The 21,787-nt window shown below is 69.5% G+C and carries 20 protein-coding genes and 1 pseudogene; 6 read left to right on the plus strand and 15 right to left on the minus strand.

What is annotated here, in order from left to right:
- Positions 1-41: 41 nt before the first annotated feature.
- A complete protein-coding gene (locus tag V7E45_RS01860) occupies positions 42-536 on the minus strand; it encodes a polysaccharide deacetylase family protein (RefSeq protein WP_333772267.1) in 495 nt (164 codons plus the stop codon).
- A 128-nt stretch (positions 537-664) separates the two neighbouring features.
- Between V7E45_RS01860 and V7E45_RS01865 the strand changes: the two genes are divergently transcribed.
- The 5 genes and pseudogenes from V7E45_RS01865 (at position 665) to V7E45_RS01885 (ending at position 8,302) form a co-directional block, all read left to right on the plus strand.
- A complete protein-coding gene (locus tag V7E45_RS01865; RefSeq protein WP_333772268.1) occupies positions 665-1,093 on the plus strand; it encodes a hypothetical protein in 429 nt (142 codons plus the stop codon).
- A 288-nt stretch (positions 1,094-1,381) separates the two neighbouring features.
- Positions 1,382-4,807: a choice-of-anchor D domain-containing protein gene (locus V7E45_RS01870; protein ID WP_333772269.1), complete on the plus strand. Its 3,426-nt coding sequence runs from the start codon at positions 1,382-1,384 to the stop codon at positions 4,805-4,807.
- Positions 4,808-5,093: 286 nt separating this feature from the next.
- Entirely contained in the window at positions 5,094-6,311 is a 1,218-nt protein-coding gene (locus V7E45_RS01875) for an alpha/beta hydrolase (protein WP_333772270.1), read from the plus strand.
- Positions 6,312-6,794: 483 nt separating this feature from the next.
- Positions 6,795-6,889: pseudogene (locus V7E45_RS01880) on the plus strand.
- Between the two features lie 270 nt (positions 6,890-7,159).
- Positions 7,160-8,302 carry an acyl-CoA dehydrogenase family protein gene (locus V7E45_RS01885; protein ID WP_333772271.1) on the plus strand — a complete coding sequence of 381 codons (1,143 nt, stop codon included), beginning with the start codon at positions 7,160-7,162 and terminating at the stop codon, positions 8,300-8,302.
- 301 nt (positions 8,303-8,603) lie between these two features.
- Here V7E45_RS01885 and V7E45_RS01890 read toward each other — a convergent pair whose 3' ends face one another.
- From V7E45_RS01890 to V7E45_RS01955, 14 genes are all read right to left on the minus strand, one after another.
- Complete coding sequence (locus V7E45_RS01890; protein ID WP_333772272.1) at positions 8,604-9,365, minus strand: 3-oxoacyl-ACP reductase family protein; 762 nt, start codon at positions 9,363-9,365, stop codon at positions 8,604-8,606.
- Between the two features lie 58 nt (positions 9,366-9,423).
- Complete coding sequence (locus V7E45_RS01895) at positions 9,424-10,065, minus strand: HAD family hydrolase (protein WP_333772273.1); 642 nt, start codon at positions 10,063-10,065, stop codon at positions 9,424-9,426.
- A complete protein-coding gene (locus V7E45_RS01900; RefSeq protein ID WP_333772274.1) occupies positions 10,062-11,048 on the minus strand; it encodes an AfsA-related hotdog domain-containing protein in 987 nt (328 codons plus the stop codon). The genes V7E45_RS01895 and V7E45_RS01900 overlap by 4 nt, the downstream gene beginning before the upstream one ends.
- Positions 11,049-11,176: 128 nt before the next feature.
- A complete protein-coding gene (locus V7E45_RS01905) occupies positions 11,177-11,539 on the minus strand; it encodes a hypothetical protein (protein WP_333772275.1) in 363 nt (120 codons plus the stop codon).
- A 57-nt stretch (positions 11,540-11,596) separates the two neighbouring features.
- Positions 11,597-12,013, minus strand: a complete 417-nt coding sequence (locus tag V7E45_RS01910; protein WP_333772276.1) for a nuclear transport factor 2 family protein — start codon at positions 12,011-12,013, stop codon at positions 11,597-11,599.
- 105 nt (positions 12,014-12,118) lie between these two features.
- Positions 12,119-12,880, minus strand: coding sequence for an enoyl-CoA hydratase/isomerase family protein (locus V7E45_RS01915; protein WP_333772277.1), 762 nt, complete (start codon positions 12,878-12,880; stop codon positions 12,119-12,121).
- A 45-nt stretch (positions 12,881-12,925) separates the two neighbouring features.
- Entirely contained in the window at positions 12,926-13,513 is a 588-nt protein-coding gene (locus V7E45_RS01920; protein ID WP_333772278.1) for a biotin/lipoyl-containing protein, read from the minus strand.
- An 8-nt stretch (positions 13,514-13,521) separates the two neighbouring features.
- The gene (locus V7E45_RS01925) at positions 13,522-14,544 is read right to left on the minus strand and encodes an alpha-ketoacid dehydrogenase subunit beta (protein ID WP_333772279.1); all 1,023 of its coding nucleotides are present in this window, start codon (positions 14,542-14,544) and stop codon (positions 13,522-13,524) included.
- Positions 14,541-15,572, minus strand: a complete 1,032-nt coding sequence (gene pdhA / locus V7E45_RS01930) for a pyruvate dehydrogenase (acetyl-transferring) E1 component subunit alpha (protein WP_333772280.1) — start codon at positions 15,570-15,572, stop codon at positions 14,541-14,543. The genes V7E45_RS01925 and pdhA overlap by 4 nt, the downstream gene beginning before the upstream one ends.
- 140 nt (positions 15,573-15,712) lie before the next feature.
- Positions 15,713-16,672 (minus strand): beta-ketoacyl-ACP synthase 3, encoded by a 960-nt coding sequence (locus V7E45_RS01935; RefSeq protein WP_333772281.1) that lies wholly within the window; start codon positions 16,670-16,672, stop codon positions 15,713-15,715.
- On the minus strand, positions 16,669-17,733 hold the full coding sequence (locus V7E45_RS01940) for an AfsA-related hotdog domain-containing protein (protein WP_333772282.1): 1,065 nt from the start codon (positions 17,731-17,733) through the stop codon (positions 16,669-16,671). The genes V7E45_RS01935 and V7E45_RS01940 overlap by 4 nt, the downstream gene beginning before the upstream one ends.
- 2 nt (positions 17,734-17,735) lie before the next feature.
- Positions 17,736-18,932, minus strand: coding sequence for a beta-ketoacyl-[acyl-carrier-protein] synthase family protein (locus tag V7E45_RS01945; RefSeq protein WP_333772283.1), 1,197 nt, complete (start codon positions 18,930-18,932; stop codon positions 17,736-17,738).
- Complete coding sequence (locus V7E45_RS01950; RefSeq protein WP_333772284.1) at positions 18,929-19,192, minus strand: acyl carrier protein; 264 nt, start codon at positions 19,190-19,192, stop codon at positions 18,929-18,931. The genes V7E45_RS01945 and V7E45_RS01950 overlap by 4 nt, the downstream gene beginning before the upstream one ends.
- 218 nt (positions 19,193-19,410) lie before the next feature.
- Complete coding sequence (locus V7E45_RS01955; RefSeq protein WP_333772285.1) at positions 19,411-20,019, minus strand: TetR/AcrR family transcriptional regulator; 609 nt, start codon at positions 20,017-20,019, stop codon at positions 19,411-19,413.
- An 87-nt stretch (positions 20,020-20,106) separates the two neighbouring features.
- Here V7E45_RS01955 and V7E45_RS01960 point away from each other — a divergent pair, with 87 nt between their 5' ends.
- Complete coding sequence (locus V7E45_RS01960) at positions 20,107-21,540, plus strand: MFS transporter (RefSeq protein WP_333772286.1); 1,434 nt, start codon at positions 20,107-20,109, stop codon at positions 21,538-21,540.
- The last annotated feature ends 247 nt before the right edge of the window (positions 21,541-21,787 follow it).

Below are 21,787 nucleotides of genomic sequence, written 5' to 3' on the forward strand. Positions count from 1 at the left end.
GGAGCCAACCCGGGCCGGAAAACTGGGGCCAACTCAGACCGCTAACGCCAACCGCTGCTCATGGGCACGGAGAAGGCCGCTGGAGCTTCGTTGGTGCCGAGAATAGGTGTCGGTCCAGGGGCACCGGATGGGGCCCGACCGCACGGCAATTCTTTCGGCGGCCGGCGTTGGGGTGGCCGCTCTTGGTTGCCAAGGCCATGACCCGCGGCCGCGATCCTCTTGACCGCCTCGGGGTGCCGGTCGGCGAACTCGCCGGTCAGGAAGAAGGCGGCAGGCGTGTGCCGGCGGGTGAGCTCGCCCAGGACGCGGTCCAGGCCGGCGTCGTTCCAGGCCGCGTTGAACGTCACCGCGACAACCCGCTCACCGGTGTGGAAATCGCGGTTCTCCGAGCCGAACAACGCCCGTACGCCGTCCCCGTCCGCAGGTGCCGCAAGGCGCTGCGAGACAGGCTCGGCCAGAGCGGCCGCGGGCCCCGGCACCACTTTCCACCGGACGGTGAACAGCCCGGCGGCGACCATGAGCAGGCGGCGGGACACACGACGGCGTGAGACGGCCAGAGAACACATTTCCATGCCACCGCCATCGGCCGTCCAACGCCCGCCCCTGAGCCCGACCCCTTGGAGCCCGCGCCTCACCCGTGTGCGGGCGGGCGGCGTCTTGAGATGTGACCGCTGTGGTCGACGGCCGGGTGTTCCCGAAGCCCGACTTCGCCAAGCAGTCCTCCGGCATGACCGACTCACCGACCGCGGCCGTCGACGCCGCAGGGCGAGTGCAGTTCTTCTACCGGGGCACGGATCAGGCGGCCTGGCGTGGAGGCCAGACCGAGGACTACCAGACCTTCACCACCGCCGCCTCCCTCGCCGGGCAGATCCTGAAGCGGCCCACCGCCGCCCTGGGCTGGGACTTGCATCCCTTGGGGGGCGTCGGCCCCGCTGCGGCGTCCGCAGGGGACGACGGAAGGACAGCCGCCATCACCGCGCACGCCACCAACCACCTCCACCAAGAACCCACATCGAAACCCTCACCTCCGGCGGCGGCCAGAACGGCGGCCGCGAGACCGGCGGTGAGGGCGAAGGACACCACCTGCGGCTAGGGCGCGGCGCAGGGCCAACCCGAGGTTGGCCTGGGCTGTGGCTTCCAGACGGCGGTCACCTGTTTGCTCGAAGCGGATCACCGCGGCGAGGGCGTCGGGATCCTCGGCTGAAATCGACACCTGGTGTGGCGCGGTGACGAGAGACTGCCTGGTGCCTGGCTGGGCACACTGCGCTGCGGCGCAGTCGTGCCGGAGCGTGGCCTCCGGTGGCGGTGGTCCTTTCCGAGCGTCACGCTGGAGGTAAGGCCGTCGTGGCGGACGGCACATGATGCCCGTAGCCACGCGGATTTGGGCGAGTATGGCGGAGGGCATGCCATGACTCAGCATGCGGCCATCGAGATTGCCGTCAGCAAGCGTTTGCACGAGGTGCGCGGGCTGGCGAAGATGAGAACAGACGGGGTGCTCGACCGTGAGGGCTTGCTGGAGGCGCTCCTGCAGATCGAGACACTGGAGCGCGACGCCCTGCGAATCGCCGGCTTCGGTGGTGGCGGCGCCGGCAGTGCTCCGCTGGTTGCAGCGCAGTGGCAGCAGGTGGGACCGGCACCGATCCGCGAGAACCTGGGCACCGGACTGACCCCGGTGGCGGGCCGCGTCTACGACATAGCCATCGACCCGCGCGGCAGCAGCGATCAGACCATCTACGCTGCCACGGTCGGGGGCATCTGGAGGAGTCTCGACAGCGGCGCCACGTGGGCGCCCAAGACCGACCGCCTGCCGTGGAACCAGATGGGAGCGGTGGCCCTCGACCCTGTCAATCCGGACATTGTGTATGCGGGAGGCGTCTTCACGCCTGGCCCGTCGCTGTTCCGCTCGGTCGATGGCGGTGAGACCTGGAGCACGATCGGCGGTAGTGCCATGCTGGGGGCCACCGTGATGCGGATCGTTCTCCCCGCCCCGGGGGTGGTTCTGGTGGGCACCTTCATCAACGGGCTCTACCGCTCCGTCAACGATGGTGCCACCTTCGGCAACAACGCGGGCAGCTTCAACAACAACGCGCCCATCCTGGGAGGCGTGCTGTCGGACCTGCATCTCGACACCACGTCGCCGAGCACGGTGTATGCGTGTATGAGGGGGGTGGGCATCTTCAAGTCCACCGACTCGGGCGTCACCTTCCCCACCAATCTGTTCGCCAACCCGGGTGCGCCGGCCGCAGGGACCTACGCCACCGTCACCATGGCGCAGTCGAGGAAGCCCAACAACAACACCCTCTATGCCACGGCCTCCACGTCGAACTCCTGGGTGGGGTTGTTCAAATCGACCAGCGACGGCCATACCTGGGCGCTCAAGCCGGCCGCCGCGGCGGCCGCCGCCGGTGGACAGTTCGGCTTCGACCAGACCATCGGCGTCGACCCGCAGGACGCCAAGCGGCTCTACCTCGGACTCCAGGAACTGCACCTGTCCGCCGACGGGGGCGACAGCTTCGCGCCGGCAGCGGTGACCGCGGGCAAGGTGCACGTCGACCACCACGCCATCACCTTCAGCCCGCAGTCCCACTGGGGCCCGTCGCCCACCCGCCTGTATGTCGGCACCGACGGCGGCACGGCGGTCAGCGGCGACGGCGGCAGCACCTGGACCAACCTCAACGAGGGGGTCGCCACGCTCCAGGTCGTCATGGGCGGCCTCGACATCGGGCGGCACTCGGCGGTCAACAGCGGCTACAGCTACGCCGGCTCCCAGGACAACGGCACCACTCAGCGCGCGCCCGGCATGCCGGGCAACGACTGGGTGCATCGCCTCGGCGGCGACGGCGGCTGGGTGGCCGTAGATCCCTACGCACCACTCTCCGTCTTCGGCGCCGTCAACGACGTTTATCAGCGCAGCACCGACGGCGGCATGACGTGGACCAGCGCGGCGGGCATCACTCCTGGGGTCAACGCCATCGCTGTCGACCCCAGGGACGGCAGCCGGGTCTACGTCGCCGGCGGACCGCGGGGCGACTGGGGCACGCAGTTGCTGCAGAGCACGGACCACGGCGCCAGCTTCACCAGCATCCACACCTTCCCCGACGGCATTCTGAGCATCGCACCCGTGTACGGCAGCAACGGCGAAAGCGTGTGGGTGGGGCTGCTCAACGGCTCAATGTGGCGAACCGACAACGCCCTGACGGGTGCCGCGTCGACTTGGACCTCGTACTCGACCGGGTTGCCCACCGGACGCGGCCCCACCAGCATCGTGGTCGATCCCTCCAACACGCGGCGCGTGATGGCAGGTTACTGGGGCGCCTCGGGGATCGCGCCGCCCAACCGCAGCGGGCACATCTACCTGACCACCGACAACGGCACGACCTGGACCGACGCCAGCGGCACCGACGGCGGCCCCGTGGCCACCAACCTGCCCGACCTGCCTGTCTTCAGCGTCGCCATGGACCCGGGCTCGAGCAACGGCCTGTTCGGCATCACCAACTCCCCCAGCCTGATCATCGCCGTCGGCCTGTCCGGGACCGTCATGACATCACCCGACGGAATCACCTGGACGGCACGGGCCTCGAACGCCTACGACACGCTGGCCGACGTCGTCTGGACGGGCTCCCAGTTCGTCGTGGTCGGCCTGGGCGGGACCATCCTCACCTCGCCGGACGCAATAAGCTGGACCGCACGCAAGGCGGGACCCTCCTGGGAGGCGCTGCAGGGCGTGGCCTGGTCCGGCACGGTGCTGGTGGCCACCTCGGCATCGGTCGGTACGGTCTACCGCTCACCCGACGGCGTCACCTGGACGCCGGTCACCAACGCGGCCCCCCAGGCGCTGCTCGACATCACCTGGGGCAACGGCCAGTTCGTCGCGGTCGGCTATTCCGGCACCGTGGTCACCTCGCCGGACGGTCTGGCCTGGACCGCGCACGCCACCCCGACCGCGGCCGACCTCGTCTCCGTCGTCTGGTCGGGCACGCAGTATGTGGCCACCGGCATCGGCACCATCCTGACCTCTCCGGACGGCAACACCTGGACGGCACGCGTGTCACCGACCCCCAACGAGATCAACCAGGTGGCATGGTCCGGTGCGCGCTTCGTCGGCGCGGTCAACACTGGTGAGGTGGTCACCTCGCCGGACGGGAACACTTGGGCACTGCTGGCAACCGGATCGGACAACCGGCTCAACGCGATCCTGGCAATGGGCTCGCAGTTCATCACTGTCGGCGACTTCGGCACCGTGCTCACCTCCGCCGACGGGTCGGCGTGGACGGACCACAGCATTCCCCTCGTGCCGCCCACGCTGATCTGCGGAAACCAGACCGGCGTGCTGTTCAGCACCGATGACGGTGCGACCTGGCGCGTGCTCGGCGTCGGACTGCCCACCACGCCCTGCGTGTCGCTCGCCCTCGACTCGTCGCGCACGCCGTCGCTGCTGCGGGTCGGCACCGAGGGCCGCAGCGTCTTCGAGCTGGTCGCATCCCTGGGCCCCCGGGTCGCCGTGGTCGCCAATCTCGGCTTCGCGAAAGTGGCGGTGGGCAGCTCGGCCACCCTGGTGGCCAGGGCCTTCAATGCAGGATCGGCACCCCTCAGTGTCACCGGCTTCTCGAGGGCGTCGGGCAGTCCAGCCTTCTCCCTCAGCGGCGGACCCGGCTTCCCCTTCACCCTGCAGCCCGGCCAGGAACAGGACCTCACCGTGCGCTTCCAGCCCACCGCAACTGGGATCGCCACCGCGATCTTCCAACTGGCCAGCAGCGATCCCGGCAACCCCACCGTGTCGGTCCGCATGAGCGGCACCGGAGTCTAGACCCCTCGTGCGCCCCGGGAGGTGACGCGGCCGAACACTCCGGCTCCTCGTGCAGGCGCCGAAGCACCCACCGATCCCCTACGAGCACGGCAGCGCAAGGCCCGCGCACCGCCGGCTGCAGCCACCGCCATGAGGCATTCCAGACACTGCCCGGACTGGTTCCCGGCCTGCATCGCAGCCGGCCCGACCAGCAGCGCTTGACGATCTACCGCACCCACTCCCCCTACCACCCGGTGGCGGCAAGTGACGCTCCCCCACCGGACAACCGCCCTCCCAGGGCGAACACATGTCGGAGGTGACCATGCCGAACATCAACCCCGTCCACCCCACGGTCCATCACATATCGACGATCCCAGCGAACGCCACCCAGCCGGTGAACCTCTTCGTGCGGGAATACAAGGGCACCGGATCCGGCGGCACCTCAAAGCCGGTCCTGATGCTCCACGGCAGGAGCGTCCCGGCCCTCCCCGGCTTCGACCTCGTGCTCCCTCCGCACGGCGGCTCAGCACAGCCGGACACCAGCTATAGCTGGGCACAGGCCCTGGCGGGCAAGGGCTACGACGTGTACATCATGGACCTTCAGGGATCCGGACTCTCCCCCCGCCCGCAGATGGACGACCAGTGCAACGCCAACCCTGCCCAGAGGGGCCTTCTGAGTCCCAACCCCGGAACGGGAACTTGCTCATCGACGGCCACCTACGCCCATCAGCTGGGCAACTCCCAGAGCGAGTGGGACGAGTTGGGCACCGTCGTCAAATTCATCCGGGCACGGTGCAACAACCAGAAGGTCGCGTTTATCGGCTGGTCCGCGGCTTCGTTCGTCATGGGCCCGTACGCCCTGCAGAATTCCGGCGACGTGACGAGCTTGTTCCTTCTCGCGCCCATGTTCCCCCCGGACGGCCGATGGTCGAAAAACACCGCCGCACCCTTCGCGCCCCCGCCCGGCACGGGCCTGCCCACACAGCCTGAGTCCACCCCGCCGGCCGTCTTCGGCTTCCCGATGAACCTGACCAGCAAGGCAGGACTCCAAGCCACCATCAGCGACAAGGACCTGGCCGACCACGTGTGGCAGGCCATCATGGACTGCGACAGCATCGGTCAGAAGTGGGGCGGCCCGATCGCGGGATCACCCGAGGGCATCATGCGGTGGCGCAACTCCTACTGGTGGGGCTGGAACACCAGCACCGTGCCGCACGACTCCACGCTCGGCAACGCCATACCCGTGTGCATCGTCTACGGAGATCAGGACAAGACAGCCAACACCCCGGCGGAGCTGGGGTCGAATCTGCACTTCTCCGTTCCCAAGCTCTACGAGGGGATCCCCGGCACAGACAAGTTGATGTTCCGTGTCGAGGGCTGGGACCACAACCCGGTCTGGGACCGTCAGGGTGCCAAGATCCTGCAGCACATGTCCTGGAAGTGGCTCGACGACAAGAAGGTGTACGGCGTCGACAGCGGAAGCTGGTTCAGGGACGCGGACGGAGTGCTGGCGCAAGTGGAGTGAGATCCGGGACACGGTGATCGCCGGGGACACCCGCGCCGCTCCGGTGCCGGAACCTGGCCCACGGTTGACTTCCTACTACCCGAGTTGCCGCGACACGGCTGCTGCCTCCTCATCGAAGGCTGCGGCCTTGTCGTTTTGGCCGTCCTCGCGCAGGAACTCACCCACCGGCCAGTGCGTTCAGGAGACGAACGTGGGCCCGTAGACTGCAGCTCATGCGCGAGCATGGCCGGCCGGTGCGCAGAGAGCAGAGTGCGGCTGCCTCCGATGTCAGTGAGCGTTTGATTCTCGGTTGTCTGTTTCATTTGGCTTAGCTGTCACGCCAGGTGGGGGTGTTCTCGTGGGTGAGTCGGCGGGTCATGAGGTTGATGGCGGAGCATCACTGTGCCTACTGCGTGAACACCCTGCCGTCAGCGCCGCGTCAGCGCTGCCTGCCAGTCTTTTCCGTGTGAAGGCAACGGGGCACCAACCCGGGGCCGGAAACGAGGAGAGGTGCCCGGAGTGGTTGATCGGGGACCAGCGAGCGCGTCTCAAGGTCGGACCTTTCGAGGTCCACGCAGGTTCGAATCCTGCCCTCTCCGCCGACCGGCCCGTCCAGCCCGCCGTGTCTGCACGACTGCCCCGTCCAATGGCCTGGTCTCCGGCGCAGGTTCCGGCGGTGCGCACGCCGAGCATCAACGACGTTGATGGATGGACTGAAGAACTGCTCCAGGACGTGCCGTACCTCCGGCGAGGCCGACTCTCCGATGCTCAAGACCTCCCGCGTCCAGGGAGTGAGCCGCGACGTCAGCCGTACGAAGCGGTGTTCGGCAGGTGAGGCCGGCTCCGCACGTCCTTTCCGGAGGTTTCCCGTGCGTTCACTCGACACCGCCCGCTCCGTGTGCGAGCGCCTTCACCCCTGGCTGCTCAAGGAGCTTGAGCAGAGCCCCTACCTCGAACGCGAGCGGCCCGGCAGCCCGGCCGTCGACCTGTTTCGCATGCATGGCGGAGTCGGCCTGCTGATACCCGGGAGGTACGGGGGCCACGAAGCCGACCCGCTGGACGCGCTCCGGGTCCAGCTGGCGCTCGGCTCGGTGTCGCCCTCGCTCGTCGCAGCGGTCTCCATGCACCACTTCGCCGTCGCGATGCTCTCCTCGCTCGCGGCCAAAGAGGGTCGGCTCACCGACGAACAGAGCGCGCTGCTGCACCGGATCGTGCCAGAACAGTTGGTGCTGGCCTCGGGCTGGGCCGAGGGCCGCAGCGCCCGGAACGTCCACGAGCCCGCCGTGGTCGCACGCCCCGTGGAGGGTGGGTTCCTGCTGTCCGGCGCCACGAAGCCGTGCAGTCTGTCGCGTTCGATGAACCTGTTCGTCACGAGCGTCGACATCCGTGGCGGCAGGGGCTCCGGGCCCGAGCCGGCGCTCGCTCTGGTGGCCGCGGACGCGCCCGGATTGAGCGTGCGCCCGTTCTGGGCCAACGCCCTGCTGGGAGGCGCGGAGAGCGACGAGGTGCGGCTGACGGGCGTGTTCGTGCCCAGCGGCCTCATGGTGCGGGCAGGTGCCGACGCCCCCACCCTCCTCGACGACCTGCGGTCGGCCGGGTTCGTGTGGTTTCAGATACTGATCTCGGCCGGCTACGCGGGTGGCGCTATGTGGCTCGTGGAGCAGGTCCTCGACCACCAGCGCGGCACCGCGGCGGAACGGGCCAGGCTCACCGTCGACATGGAGGCCGCCGTCGCGCTCCTCGAGAGCGTCGCCCGGGCGACGGACCCCGCTCCCGGCGACGAGGACTCGATGGCCCGCATCCTCGTGGCCCGCTACACCGTCCAGAACGCCCTGCCGGACATCGCGTCGCGCGCCCTGGAACTGCTCGGCGGCATGCCGTTCATCTGTGGCAGCGAGCAGGCCCAGGTCGCGGGGGCCATGCGCGCCCTCGCCTTCCACCCGCCGTCCCGCTCCGCGAGCGCGGAGTCGCTGCTCAGGTACTTCGACTGCGGCTCCCTGGGGCCGGCCTGACCCGGCCGGCCCCAGGGAGCCGTGCCGGCCCCACCACTGCCGCCGGGTGTCAGGCACCACGGTGGGCGTCCCCGGCGAGCCCCCGGTTCCGGCAGCCGCTTGTCGAAGGCGCTGCCCTTGGCGGTGCCGGGAGCGGTGCGTCGCCACCTCCTGCTGCACCGCTTTTCAGGGTGCGTGGTGTGCCGTTCGACGTGCCGGCGACGGGGCCCGTGTGCGTGGCGAAGCCAGGCGGCGGCTTCCCGGACGGTGACGGGCCGTCGCGCGGGACCACCCGATGGAACTCGCGCCGCCTGCCTCCGCGTCACGTGATGCTGAACGCCGACGCCGCGATGCCGCCGTCCACCGTCAAGGTCTGTCCGGTGACATACGACGCGTCGTCGCTCGCCAGGAACCGAACGCAGGCCGCGACCTCCTCGACGCGTCCAGGTCGTCTCATCGGTACCTTCGTGCGGGCCGAATCCTCGAAATGCCCTACTTCACGCGTGAGGTCGGTGCGAATGAGCCCGGGAGCGACCGCGTTCACCGTGATTCCCTTGGGTGCCATTTCGACGCCCAGGGCCCGGGTCAGGCCGGCGAGGCCCGACTTCGCCGCGGCGTAGTTCGCGGCGCCGGGCAGGGCCTGCTGGGCGAGGATCGAGGTGACGTTGATGATGCGGCCGTGCCGAGCCCGCACCATCGGTCCCAGGGCGCGCGCCGAGGCATGGTAGGCGGCCGTCAGGTTCACGTCGAGCACCTGGCGCCATTCGTCGTCGTCCATGGCGAGCAACAGGCCGTCGGCGCGGATACCGGCGTTGTTCACCAGGACGGCCACCCGCCCGAAGCGTTCTTCCAGCGTCCCGAAAGACCGGTCGAGCGCCTCGGGATCCCGTAGATCGCAGGCCACTTCGATCGCCGTGCCGCCCGCGCCCCCGATGTCGGACACGACCGATTCCGCGGCTTGGCGATTGCGGAGGAATCCGACCGCAACCGGCCGCCCGGTGGCGGCGAGTGCGCGTGCCACGGCCGCGCCGATGCCTCGGGAACCGCCGGTCACGAAGGCACAGCCGACGTGCGGATCGACCACTTCCTGCTCTCTTTCCTCAGCTCTTCGGGTCACGGGTGGGCTCGACGTCACGTGCCGCTCACTTCGGCTGCTCGCCGATCAGCCGCGCCAGTTGTCCGGCGGCCGATCGCGCGTCGGTGAAGTGAATGGCGTGCCAGCCCGCGGCCTGTGCGCCCGCGCAGTTCTTCTCCGCGTCGTCGATCAGCACGCAGGCTTCGGGCGGTACCCCAGCCCGGCTCGCCGCCAGCTCGAATATCTCGGCACCCGGTTTGCGGCATCCCACTTCGAAGGAGAGGACGACGTGATCGAACAACTCGTCGACGTCGACCATGCGGCGCCACCGTTCGTCCCAGCTCGGGACCATGTTCGACATCAGGCTCACCCCGACACCGCGCCGGCGTAGCGTGCGCAGCGTCTGGACCCACTCGTGGTTGGCCGGCCGGCCGTCGAACCAGGCTTCGCCGAAACTGCTCACTCCGACTGGCCTGCCGAGCGCTTCGGAGACCATGTGCAGCCATGCCGGTTCGTCGATCATCGGCGTGTCCAGCGGCTCAAGGAGGTCCGAGGTGCCGAATCGGGCGCTGACGGTCCGTACCGCACCCATGAACTCCTGCGTGGTGAGGCCGTTGTCCACGCAGAACTTGGCGAGGCTTTCCTCGATGGGAGGGGTGAGGACGCCGCCGAAGTCGGTCCACACCGTCTTGACCGGGTAGGCGCTCATGATTCCTCCACACCGCGGGTCAGGGTCACGCCGATCTCGGCGACCCTTTCACCCCCTTGCTCGATGGCAACAGGGATCTCGTATGCGCCGGTCCCGGACGCGGGCAGCGCGGCACGGACGGATACCGGCGCGTCCAACTCCACGAACTGGGTGAACCGTCCGGCGAGCCGGGTGAGGTGCCGGCCGCGCAGGGCGTGTCCGGGGGTGTCCATGGCCGACGTGATCAACTGCCGGGCGGCCTCGGTGAGTACGGACATGGTGACGTGGTCGTAGGGGTGGTCGAAGAGCGCACGGTTGGCCAGCGGCAGCGCAACCCGCGCCGACATCTCCCCCGCGTCGTGCGCCAGGTCGGCGAGGACCACGTTCAGGGGGTCGCGCCGGCCCACGATGTGCGGCTGGGCCAGCCCGGGATCCGGCCGGTAGACCAGGTCCGATGTCCACGGCGGTGGGGTGCCGCGCTGCGCCGTGCGCAGCATTTCCTGTTCCGCGTGGTCCAGGAATCGGCCCTTGGCCTGGAGGGTCGCGACCTGCCGGTCGCCGGCGAAGACGCGCTGTTTGCAGATCCCGGCGCGCGGGCGGCCGCGGCGCACGCGGGTGAAGGGGAACTCGCCGGCGATGCGCAGATCGGTGATGGGCTCGTCGCTGGGCCACGCGGCCGGCTCGGCGACGTGCAGATGCCAGTCCTCGGGGATCGCGACAACGTTTGCGTCGACGCCCAGTTCATGGGCCGTCGCGGACCCCGCCTGCCTGCAGATCTCCATGATGAGCAGCGGGTCCACCGTCATCGCCGGCTCGTGGTCGTTGTAGTACGCGTGGTAGGCCGGGAGTTGTGCGGCCAGGGCCACGCGGCCGTCTCCCAGTGCGCGGACGTCGGTGATGAACACCTCGGACACCGCTGACCGGTGCACTCGACGGCGATCGATCGTGCGGTCGAACGACAGGGCGACATCCTCGTCGAGCCGCCACTCTGCTGGGTCTTTCACGACACTGACTTCCGTCACGCCCGGTGTCACCTCTCACGCTGCTGGAATCGTAGGAATCTCGACACGGCACGGCGCCGCGCATGGGAGGGGGAGCCCCGCCGCAGGCGCGCTGCGGCGGGGCTCACGGATCACACGCCGCCGTACATGTAGAAGGCGGTGATCCGCCCCTCGTCGTCACGGACGTAGAAGTCCCGGCCGGAGCGAAGGACGTTCCCGTTGGGGGCCGTGATGGTCCACTCCTGGTAGATGCCGTTGTCGTTCTCCACGGTTTTCCCGTAGTTGAAGGCGACACCGGCCCCCTGGATCTGATCCCGATTCACCCGGGCCATGTTCGCCACGATCTCGTCGCGCCCGGTGAACTTGAGGTTCTCCCCCGCGATTCGGTGGACGGCGGACGGCGCGAAGACCCTTTCCGCCAGGGCGCGGCGCTGCTCGTCGTCGTGCGTCTGCCAGGCCATCAGCAGGGTGTCCATGAGCTCTTTGACGTCCATTCGGTTTCCTCTTCTTGTGGTGTGCGTCTTCCTCGTACTGCGGCGAGTTCGGCTGCCTCAGGCTGTGGCCGCGTAGAACCGCTCGAGCATCGGGACGTCGGTCAGGTGGGTGTCGATGGTGGTGATGCGCCCGGACCTGACCGTGAAGACCAGCGCCAGCCATTCGTCGAGCAGGAGGGGCTTCTCGGCCGTGTTGTGGATGGTCGCGACGATGCTGCGGCTGCCGATGTGCAGGTGCTGCGGGTCCGTGGTGAGCTGTGCGGCCTCGATGGCCTGGGCCCGCTCGACCACCGCCTTCGGCCCTACCGCGTCGCCGGAGATGCGCGAGCTTCCGGGCAAGGACCAGACCACCTCGGGGTCGAGCAGTTCGGCCACCCGGTCCCAGTCCTTCCGCCTCGCGGCGGCCAGCATCTCCCCGACGACCGCGGCGTCCTTGTCGGTCACGACGGCGTCGTTCTCAAGGTTGTGCGACATGCGCAGCGCCCCTTCTGTTCATCACTTGTTCACTGGATTCGTTTCCCGCGGTGCTGCCGGCGGGTCAGATGCGCCGGCGCGTCAATGGCGCCGGGGGTCGGGTCATCACGCGCTCCCGAAGGTGGGCAGTTCGCCGCGGCGGCGGGCTGCCAGCGCATGGCGCATGTCGTCGGTGAGCATTCCTTCGGCGAACACGCGGTGTTCGTTCCTCATGTGCTCGGTGAGCGTCGCGAAGGCCGAGTCACGCACCAGTCGTTTGGCCGCTGTCACGGAATGGCGGGCGCTGCGGGTGAGGCCCGTGGCAACCTCAAGGGCGTGCTCGTGCAGGTCCGCGGCCGGAACGACCGTGGTGACGAGCCCCTGGGCGTGCGCCCGCGCCGCACGGATGACGGGCTGCTCCAGAAGCAGCTCCAGGGCCTTTGCGGGGCTCAGCACCCTGGGCAGCAGCCAGCTCATCCCTCCGTCGGTCGACGAACCCAGCGCGCCGTAGCCGAAGTTGAACTTCGCCCGGTCGGAGGCGACCCGCACGTCGCAGGCCAGGGCCAGGGAGAATCCGGCGCCCGCGGCCTGGCCGTGCACGGCGGCGATCACCGGGCAGGGCATCGTGTACAGGTTCTCCACGAGCGTCGCCAGCACTTCGGTGCGGCGCAGCCAGTGTGCGCGGACCGCGTCGTCGGCATCGCCGAGCACTGCGTCGAACTCGTCGAGCGGGCCGCCGAGCGAGAAGTGCGGGCCCGCACCGGTGAGGATCACCGCGCCGACCTTGTCGTCTCGGGCGAGCGCGGACGTCTCGCTCACCAGCGCGTCCGTCATCTCGATGTCGAGGATATTGTGACGCTCCGGCCTGTTCATGGTCAGCACGACCACGTCGCCGAACGAGTCACGGCGCACGGCCGACCCCTCAGTCATGGCTCACCACGACCTGGTGCGCGGTGAAGGCCTGGTTCGTGCGCAACTCGTTTTCTCCTGACCTGCGGTGGCCGCGGCGGCACGGACGTCGTCCTTCGTGATCACACCGCCGTCGCCGGTGCCCGTGACGTCCCTGAGCTCCACACCCAGCTCACGGGCGAGCCGCCGTACGACGGGAGCCGCTGTGACGCGCCCACGCTGCTGCCCCTTCGCGGGCAGCCGGCGGGCCGGGGGGTCGGCCTCCCCGGTGGCCGGTGCCGGGATCTGACCGACGAGGTGGGTGGTGCCGCCCGCGGGCGGCTGCTGGCCCCGTGGCCCGATCACGGACACCAGCGGTGCGCCCACCGGGACCATCCCGGTGACGTCGGCATGCAGCACGGTGATGCGTCCCCGGTACGGCGAGGGCAGTTCCACGGTCGATTTGACCGTCTCGACCACCACCACCGGCTGGTCGATCTCGACCATGTCACCGACCGCGACCAGCCACTCCACGATCTCCGCTGAGACCAGGCCTTCGCCGAGGTCGGGCAGGAGGAACACACACTCGGTCGTGGCCTCGCTCGCCGTCCCGGCCGTGTCACGTGTCGTCATCGGGGCGCTCACGCATCCTTGAATGTGGCCGCGACCGCGTCCAGGACCCTGGCGACGGTCGGCAGGTGGAACCGCTCCAGTTGGGGAGGCGGGTAGGGGATGTCCAGGCCGGTGACGCGCCGCACCGGCGCCTCCAGGTAAGCGAAGCAGCGTTCGGTCACGCGGGCGGCCACCTCGGCGCCGAAGCCGCCGAAGCCGGACGCTTCGTGCACCATCACCGCGCGGCCGGTACGCATCACCGCCTCGCACACGGTGTCTTCGTCGAACGGCACGAGTGAGCGCAGGTCCACGACGGAGAGGTCGTAGCCGTCGGCCGCCGCGGCATCGGCTGCCGCGAGTGCGATCGGCAGCGCGGGCCCGTAGGCGATCAACGTGGCGTCGGTTCCGGTACGGCGTACGACCGCCCGGCCGATGGGCTCGACCTCGGCGGTGAGGTCGACGTGGGCGGTCTCCCAGTACAGCCGCTTGGGTTCGAAGAACAGCACGGGGTCGGCGCCGTCGATCGCCTGCCGCAGCATGCCGTAGGCGTCGGCGACGGTGGCGGGTGTGAGCACATGCAGGCCCGGCGTGTGCGCCGCGTACGCCTCGGACGAGTCGCTGTGGTGTTCCACGGCGCCGATGCCGCCGCCGTAGGGGATGCGAACGACGACCGGGGCCGGCAGGGTGCCCCGGGTCCGGTTCCGCATCTTCGCCAGATGGCTGACCATCTGCTCGAAGGCCGGGTACGCGAACGCGTCGAACTGCATCTCCACGACAGGCCGGGCGCCGTAGAACGACATCCCGATCGCCGCGCCGAGGATGCCCGCTTCGCAGATCGGGGTGTCGAAGCAGCGGTGCTCGCCGAACTCGGCCAGTAGACCGTCGGTCGCGCGGAACACACCGCCCAGGTGCCCGACGTCCTCGCCGAAGACGACCACGCGCTCGTCGTCCCGCATCGCGTCGCTCAGCGCGGAGTTGATGGCGGTGACCATCGAGACGGCTGGTGCCGTCGCCGGCGCCGTGGCGATCTGGGCTGTCGTCTCGGTCGTCATGCGATCCCCCTCTCGGCGAGTTCCCGTGCCTGCTCCAGCAGTTGAGGCGTGGGCCGGGCGTAGACGTGCTCGAACATCTCGGCGGGCGCAGGCCTCTCGTAGCGGGTGACCTCCTGCCGGGTCCGTGCGGCGAACTCGGCGGCTTCCTCGTCGATCGCGCGCTGCGCGGCGTCGTCGAGGAGGTCGTGGGCGCGCAGCGTCGAGGCGAGGCGGGCGACGGGATCCTTGTCCCGCCAGGCCAGGGGCTCGGCGGGGTCGCGGTAGCGGGAGGGGTCGTCGGCGTTGGTGTGCGGTGCCATGCGGTAGGTGAGCGCTTCGATCAGGGTCGGTCCACGTCCCGCCCGGGCCGCGTCGACGGCGTTCGCCACGGCCCGGTGGACCGCGCCGAAGTCGTTGCCGTCGATCTGCAAGCCGGTGATCCCGTAGCCCGCGGCCTTCGCAGCCAGCGCTTCGGCTCGGGTCTGCTTGGCAAGGGGCACGGAGATCGCGTAGCGGTTGTTCTGCACGAGGAAGACCACCGGCGTGTCGTACACCGCCGCCAGGTTCACGGCCTCGTGGAAGTCGCCCTCGCTGGTGGCCCCGTCGCCGCACAGCACCATCGCGACCACGTCGTCCCCGCTCAGCCGCGCGGCCATCGTCAGTCCGACCGCGTGGGCGGCCTGTGTCGCCAGTGGCGTGCAGTGCGGTGCGGTGCGGGTGACCTTGGGGTCGTAGCCGCAGTGCCAGTCGCCGCGCAGCAGCGTCAGCGCCTCTCCGGGTCCGACACCGCGGCTGACGACGGCCATCGAGTCACGGTAGGTGGGAAACAGCCAGTCGGTGTTCCGTAACGCCGTCACGGCGCCGACCTGGCAGGCTTCTTGACCCAGCGACGACGGGTAGACGGCGAGACTGCCCTGCTTCGCCAGGTTCGTCGCCTGCTGATCGAATCGGCGGCCGATGACCATTTTCCGGTAGCCGCGCAGCAGCACGGCGTCTTCTTCACTTGCCGGCGGCGACACCATGGTGGTGGCCGCGTTCGAGCTGGTCATTGCACTCCACTCCTCGATGAGGTTGGACGCAACACGGATCCCCCGTGTCTGTACGGAAATCGATGGGCCTCGGGGCCAGGGGCGTGCAGGGGGTGAGGAGCCGGTTCCGCAGAACCGGTGCCGGACAGGGGCCGTGCAGGTCACACGTGCCTGCACGCCTTCCACCCGATCACACCGGCGCCCCAGGTGAATCCGGCACCGAAAGCGCCGAGCACGACGGTGTGTCCCGGCTTGAGCCTGCCGTCGTCCTGCGCTCGGCGAAGGGCGAGCGGAATCGAGGCCGCTGATGTGTTGCCGAATTGATCGACGTAGGAGGCGGCGCGCTCGGGGCTGAAGCCCAGCTGCCGGACGACCGCCTGGAGGATTCTGCTGTTCGCCTGGTGGCAGACGAGCAGGTCGACGTCGTCCTGGGTGATGTCGTGCGCGGCCAGGGCCGATTCGACCTCGTCGGTCATGGCCTCGACCGCGGAGGCGTAGACCTGGGCGCCGTCCATGCGGACGGCTCTGTCCTCATGGTCGACGTACAGGGCGTCGGCGTACTCGGCCGCGGACCCGAACGACAGGAACGGGAGGCAGACGTCGCACACGGCACCGCGCTGCGCCTCGACCAGGACGGCTCCGGCGCCGTCGCCGAACAGTACGGCGGTGTTGCGGTCGGCCGGGTCGGTCAGGCGGGACATGGCGTCCGCGCCGACGACCAGGATGCGGTCCGCCGAACCGTGGCTGACCCGCGAGATCGCGTAGTCCAGTGCGTAGAGGAACCCGGTGCAGGCGCCGTTGACATCGACGGCGCCGGGCGACCCGGCGCCGATCAAGTGGCCGACGACCGGTGCGAGGCCGGGCGACAGCCGGTCGGGCGTGCTGGTCGCCGCGACGACGAAGTCCACGTCCGAAGCGCCGATGCCGGCGTCGTCGAGCGCTTGCGTGGCCGCGGCGGCGGCGACTTCGGCGAGCCGTTCACCCGGCTGGAGGTGGTACCGGCGGCGCACGCCGGTCCGGTCGAGGATCCACTCGTCCGAGACCCCCAGGTCCGCAAAGGCAGCATTCCCGACCGCCGTGGCAGGCAGGGCCGCACCCACTCCGGAGACGACGACGCTCATGGCAGCCTCCCTTCCGGTGAGTTCTCGGTCCCGATGGACACCCGGAACGTGCATGTCGATGTGATCCGCGCGCCCTGACGTGCTACGACGGTGATCTCGGCGCCCGCGTCGCCGGCGCCCGCGGTCTCGGCCGCGGCCCACGACACGATCCGCAGGGCGGGCGGCGTGTCCAGCTCCGCGAAGCTGGTGAAGTCCAGTGCGGCGTCATGCGTGTGGACGCGGTCGACGGGAGTACCGGAGACTTCGGCGAAGGAGAGCACGGCCAACTGCCGGGCGCCCTCCGCGATCATCATGCCCGGATAGTGGTCGAGCGGGCGGTCGAAGAAGGTGGGGGGCGTCCGCGGTACGAGCAAGCAACTCGCTTCACGCGCAGGCCCGGTGACCTGACCGATGAAGACGTTCTCCGGGCATCGCCTGCCGACCCTCTGCGGCCGCTCAGGAATGACGCGGCCCACGGGCGCGTCAGGTCGTCTCCGCCCGTCCTCGCCCCTCATCGCGCTGTACGTCTCCGGCGCCAGGAATCCGACCAAGCCGTCGCACCGGGCGAGGGGCCGGCCGTCCACGACGCAGTGGACCGGCCCCGCTGCGGCATAGGGAACACCGGATACGTTACGACGAACCAGTTCCTCGGAGAAGACGATGACCGCATGCTCGGCACTGACGGCCGCAGCCGGTTCGCTGATCCGGAGGTGCACGGTGCGCAGCACGAACTGGTGGGTCAGCGGAACGCCGAGCAGGGTGTGCGCGATGACTTCGACGCCTTGCCGCATGAACTCGGCGAGGTGCAGCGCGTCGTACCGGTCGATCACCGAGTCACTGAAATAGGGGTGCGCCCTCGGCAGGGTGCCGACCGCGGTGAGCATGCCGGTGCCCTGGTGGCGAGCGACGTCGTTGATGAAGACGTCTTCGCCGGACTCCTTGTGCGCGTACCTCCGGTGGACGGTCGTGGTGGTGTTCAGGCCGAGCTTGTCGGGTGTGTACGCCGGCCACGGGGGTGCGGCGGTCGCTGCGCGGCCGGGCACCCGGTGGGCGGGGCGAGTGATCTGTCGAGTGGTCTGCACGTTCAGGCCCCGATCACGATGGTGACGTTGTGGCCGCCGAAGCCCATCGAGTTAGTGAGCCCGATGCACCCCTTGTCGGACGGTTTCAGCGCGAGCGCGGCCCGCACGTGCGTGAGCGGGCCGAGCTCCTCGTCCGGCTCGGTGAGTCCGTGGGTCGGCGGTGCGGTCCGGTACCGGAGCGCCTGAAGGGTCGCGATGGCCTCGACCGCGCCCGCGGCACCGAGCAGATGCCCGACGTAGGACTTGGTGGAGGAGATCGGGATACCCGCCAGAGCGTCCCCCAGTGCGCGGTGCAGCGCGGTCGACTCCGCGGCGTCGTTCAGCCGGGTGCCGGTGCCGTGCGCGTTGATGTACGCCACGTCCCGCGCGTCGATCCCGCTGTCCGCGAGCGCCGCGCGGACAGCGGCCGCGGCGAAGGCGCCCGACGGTTCCGGGGCCGTGACGTGGTGGTGATCACTGGTCACGCCGTAGCCGAGGATCTCCCCGAGCACCGGGGCGCCGCGGGCCCGGGCGGTCTCCGCCTCTTCGAGGACGAGGGCGCCCGCGCCTTCGCCGAGAATGAACCCGTCCCGTGTGCGGTCGAAGGGCACCGACGTCCCGGTCGGCGACAGTGCTCCGCTGGAGGTGAACATCGCCTGGGTGAAGTCGCTCGTCGCTGCCTCGGCACCACCGACGATGGCGGCGTCGGCCTCTCCTGAGCGGATGACCCGGGCGCCGGCGACGATCGCCTGTGCTCCGCTGGAACAGGCGGTGGCCAGGGCGGAAGTCTCGCCGGCGAGACCGAAGCGCATCGACAGGTGAGCCGGTGCGGCATTGGCCATCAGCAGCGGGACCGTCAACGGCGAGACGTACTCCGGGCCTTCTGTCCGTAGGACATTCAGCTGGGCCTCCAGCGTGTGGAGCCCGCCGATCGCGGTGCCGACGACACAGTGCACCCGCTCGGCGGGGGCGGGCGGAGCCTCGCCCCAGCCTGCCTGCCGGACGGCCTCGTCCGCGGCCGCGACCGCGAGCTGGCAGAACCGGTCCATGCGTAACGCCTCGCGCCTGCTCAGCACCTTCATGGGGTCGAAGTCGGCGCATCGGCCGAGTCCGTCGGCGATACCGCTGTCCCCGCGTACGGCACCGTGGTGGAGTGCTTCGGCCCCGGCTCCGAGAGGGGTGACCGCTCCGATTCCGGTGACTACGACGCGCCGCCTCACACTGTTTCCGCGCGCTCACAAATCACGGACAGCACGTCCGAGATCGTCACCGTGTCGACGAAATCACCGGGCTTGACGGGTATACCGAGCTTCTTCTTCACGGTCTGGCTGAGTTCCACGACGTCGAGCGAGTCGAGGCCGAGGGTGTCCAGGGTGTCGTCGAGGGACACGTAGTCCTTTTCGACGCCGATGGATTCGATCTGGTTGATCACGAACTCTTGGATGCGCTTGCGGTCGTGCGTGTGGGAATCGGTCGGCACAGTACTCTCCCCGTAATTCACCGTGTGCTCGGAGCGCGCTCTGCGGCGCGCTCTTACTGGAGCCCTGATCCGCGAATGAGGTGCCGCCCGGCAGCTGAGGTGCCGTCGGCGACTGAGGTTGACAACGTCAACCAACATCCACTGTGACGCTCGGGGTTGACATCGTCAACCAGATGCACTGTGACGCTCGTCACTCACTCGGTGGCGAAAGGGAGCCCTCAGCCCTTCACGGCGACCCAGTTCCGCAGGGCCAGCGCGACCAGGTCGGGCATGCCTTCGACGCCGTCGACCGTGCGCGGCTCACGGAGGCGGCGCGAGAGCGTGAGGTCCACCAGGCCGTGCAACGCCGCCCACAGCAAGGTGCCGGCCTCCCGTACGCCACCGGCGGCGAGTACGCCGTCACCCTTCGCCTCGATGACGAGGGTGCAGAGAACCTTCGCGCACGCGTCGGTGGCGCGCTCGAGCTCCTCGCTCGGAGTGTCGATCGCGATGTCGCCGAACATGAGGCGATAGTGGGCCGGCATCTCCCTCGCGGCCCGCACGTAGGCGATGCACGCCCGGTACAGCCGCGTCCCCCCTGCGGCCTCGTCGTCCGCCCCGTGCCGCATCGCCTGGGTGAGACGGTCCATGCTCCGCGCGGCCACCGCGCTCAGCAGATCGTCCTTGTCGGAGAAGTGACGGTACGGCGCGGTCCGTGACACGCCCGCCGCCGCGCCCACCGCACGCAGGGTCACATACTCCGGGCCCCCGCGCGTCAGCAGCGCGCTCGCCGCCTCGACCAGCGCGGATCGGGCACCACCCGTGCCGCCTCGACTGATTGTTCCCACGCGGCGAACTTTACCCAGGTTGACGCTGTCAACTTAACGGTCCTACAGTGGCGCTCCCGGCCTCGACCACTGCAGGAAGGGCTTTCTATGAACACCCCTCAGGGTCACCCCCGTCGGTGGGTCATCCTCGGCATCATGTGCTTAGCGCTGGTGATCGCGTCTCTGGACATGCTGATCATCACGATGGCAATCCCGTCGATCAGAACTGAACTCGGCGCGACGCCAGGGCAGTTGCAGTGGACGGTGGACGCCTACTCGCTGGCCTTCGCCGCCCCGATCCTTTTCGCCGGTGCGCTCGCGGACCGGTACGGCCGCCGGCGCGGCCTGCTCACCGGGCTGCTGGTGTTCCTCGCCGCCTCCGCGGCGGCCGCATTCGCCGGTTCCGCGGAAACACTCATCGCGGCCCGTGCGGGCATGGGCCTGGGCGCGGCAATGATCATGCCCTGCACGCTCGCGATCCTGGGCCAGGTCTTCCCGCCCCATGAGCGGGCCAAGGCGATGGGGATCTGGGTCGGCGTCGCCTCGCTGGGCATTCCGCTCGGCCCGATCGTCGGTGGCCTCCTCCTGGAGAACTTCTGGTGGGGCTCGGTGTTCCTGATCAACATCCCGATGATCGCCGTCGCGGTCGCCGGATGCCTGATGCTCATCCCCGAATCCCGCAACGAACGCCACACCGGCCTCGACCTGCTCGGCCTCGTACTCACGGCCGTCGGCTCGCTCGCGCTCATCGACTCCATCATCGAGGCCCCTTCCCACGGCTGGGCCTCGCCGCGCACACTGACGCTCCTCATCGGCGGCGTGGCGGTCCTGGGTGCCTTCATCTGGTGGGAGCGGCGCACCAGCAGCCCGATGCTCAGCCATGCCGTCTTCCGGGACCGCCGGTTCGGCGGACCACTCGTGACGATCTCGACCGTCTTCTTCGGGGTCTTCGGCAGCCTCTTCGTCGTCACGCAGTACCTGCAGTTCACCCTGGACTACCGTCCGCTGACGGCGGGCCTGCACATGCTCGGGATGTGCACGGTCATGTTCATCGCGCCGATGGCGCCGAAGCTGGTGCAGCGGTTCGGACTGGGACCGGTGTCCGCGTTCGGCCCCTTGCTGGTCGCCGTCTCCATGGCGGTCCTGGCGTTCGGAGGCGAACCGTCCAGCCTGCGGATCATCATCTCGCTCGGACTTGTCGGCTTCGGCATCGGCTTAGGCGCCCCGACTTCGGTCGACTCGGTCGTCGGTGCCGCTCCGCCGGAGCAGTCGGGCGCGGGCTCGGCGGTCGCCGACGTAGCGATGAACCTCGGCGGGGCCCTGGGCATCGCCATCATGGGCGCCGCGGCGAGCACGACGTCGACGGGGGCCCTGAAGGACGTGACGCCACCGATGATCGCCGGTGCGTGCGTGGCCGCGGCCGGTTCGCTCGTCGTGGCCGTGATCCTCCCCCGCGGCCGTATGCAGACGGCGGCCCCCACGGAGGCCGTCCCGACTCAGGCCGAGCACGGCGAGACGCCGCTCATCGCCGACCAGGCTTGAACTCCATAGGGGGTGGCCCGGGCGTTCGCCACGGCGAACGGGACCATGCGCAGGGTGAGTCAGCGGTCAGTCAGAACCGTTCAGCAGTTCCTCAGCCCGGTCCCTGGCCGCGGCCACCTCTCCATGGCAGATGCCTCTCTGGGTGCTTGGCTGAAGCCGGTCATGCTGCCAGAGCGGCGGGGCTCGACGAGTTGGCCGCGCAGAAGTACCGCATGGCCGGGTCTGAGTGGGCACCTGCGTATGAGAC

Source organism: Streptomyces sp. IBSBF 3136 (genome assembly GCF_036815105.1).
Taxonomy (GTDB): Bacteria; Actinomycetota; Actinomycetes; order Streptomycetales; family Streptomycetaceae; genus Streptomyces.

Excerpts from the sequence above, each read along its gene's own strand:
- V7E45_RS01875 (WP_333772270.1), top strand. The coding sequence starts at position 5,094 with ATGTCGGAGGTGACCATGCCGAACATCAACCCCGTCCACCCCACGGTC.
- V7E45_RS01895 (WP_333772273.1), bottom strand. The coding sequence starts at position 10,065 with ATGAGCGCCTACCCGGTCAAGACGGTGTGGACCGACTTCGGCGGCGTC.
- V7E45_RS01905 (WP_333772275.1), bottom strand. The coding sequence starts at position 11,539 with ATGGACGTCAAAGAGCTCATGGACACCCTGCTGATGGCCTGGCAGACG.
- V7E45_RS01910 (WP_333772276.1), bottom strand. The coding sequence starts at position 12,013 with ATGTCGCACAACCTTGAGAACGACGCCGTCGTGACCGACAAGGACGCC.
- V7E45_RS01920 (WP_333772278.1), bottom strand. The coding sequence starts at position 13,513 with ATGACGACACGTGACACGGCCGGGACGGCGAGCGAGGCCACGACCGAG.
- V7E45_RS01925 (WP_333772279.1), bottom strand. The coding sequence starts at position 14,544 with ATGACGACCGAGACGACAGCCCAGATCGCCACGGCGCCGGCGACGGCA.
- pdhA (WP_333772280.1), bottom strand. The coding sequence starts at position 15,572 with ATGACCAGCTCGAACGCGGCCACCACCATGGTGTCGCCGCCGGCAAGT.
- V7E45_RS01935 (WP_333772281.1), bottom strand. The coding sequence starts at position 16,672 with ATGAGCGTCGTCGTCTCCGGAGTGGGTGCGGCCCTGCCTGCCACGGCG.
- V7E45_RS01960 (WP_333772286.1), top strand. The coding sequence starts at position 20,107 with ATGAACACCCCTCAGGGTCACCCCCGTCGGTGGGTCATCCTCGGCATC.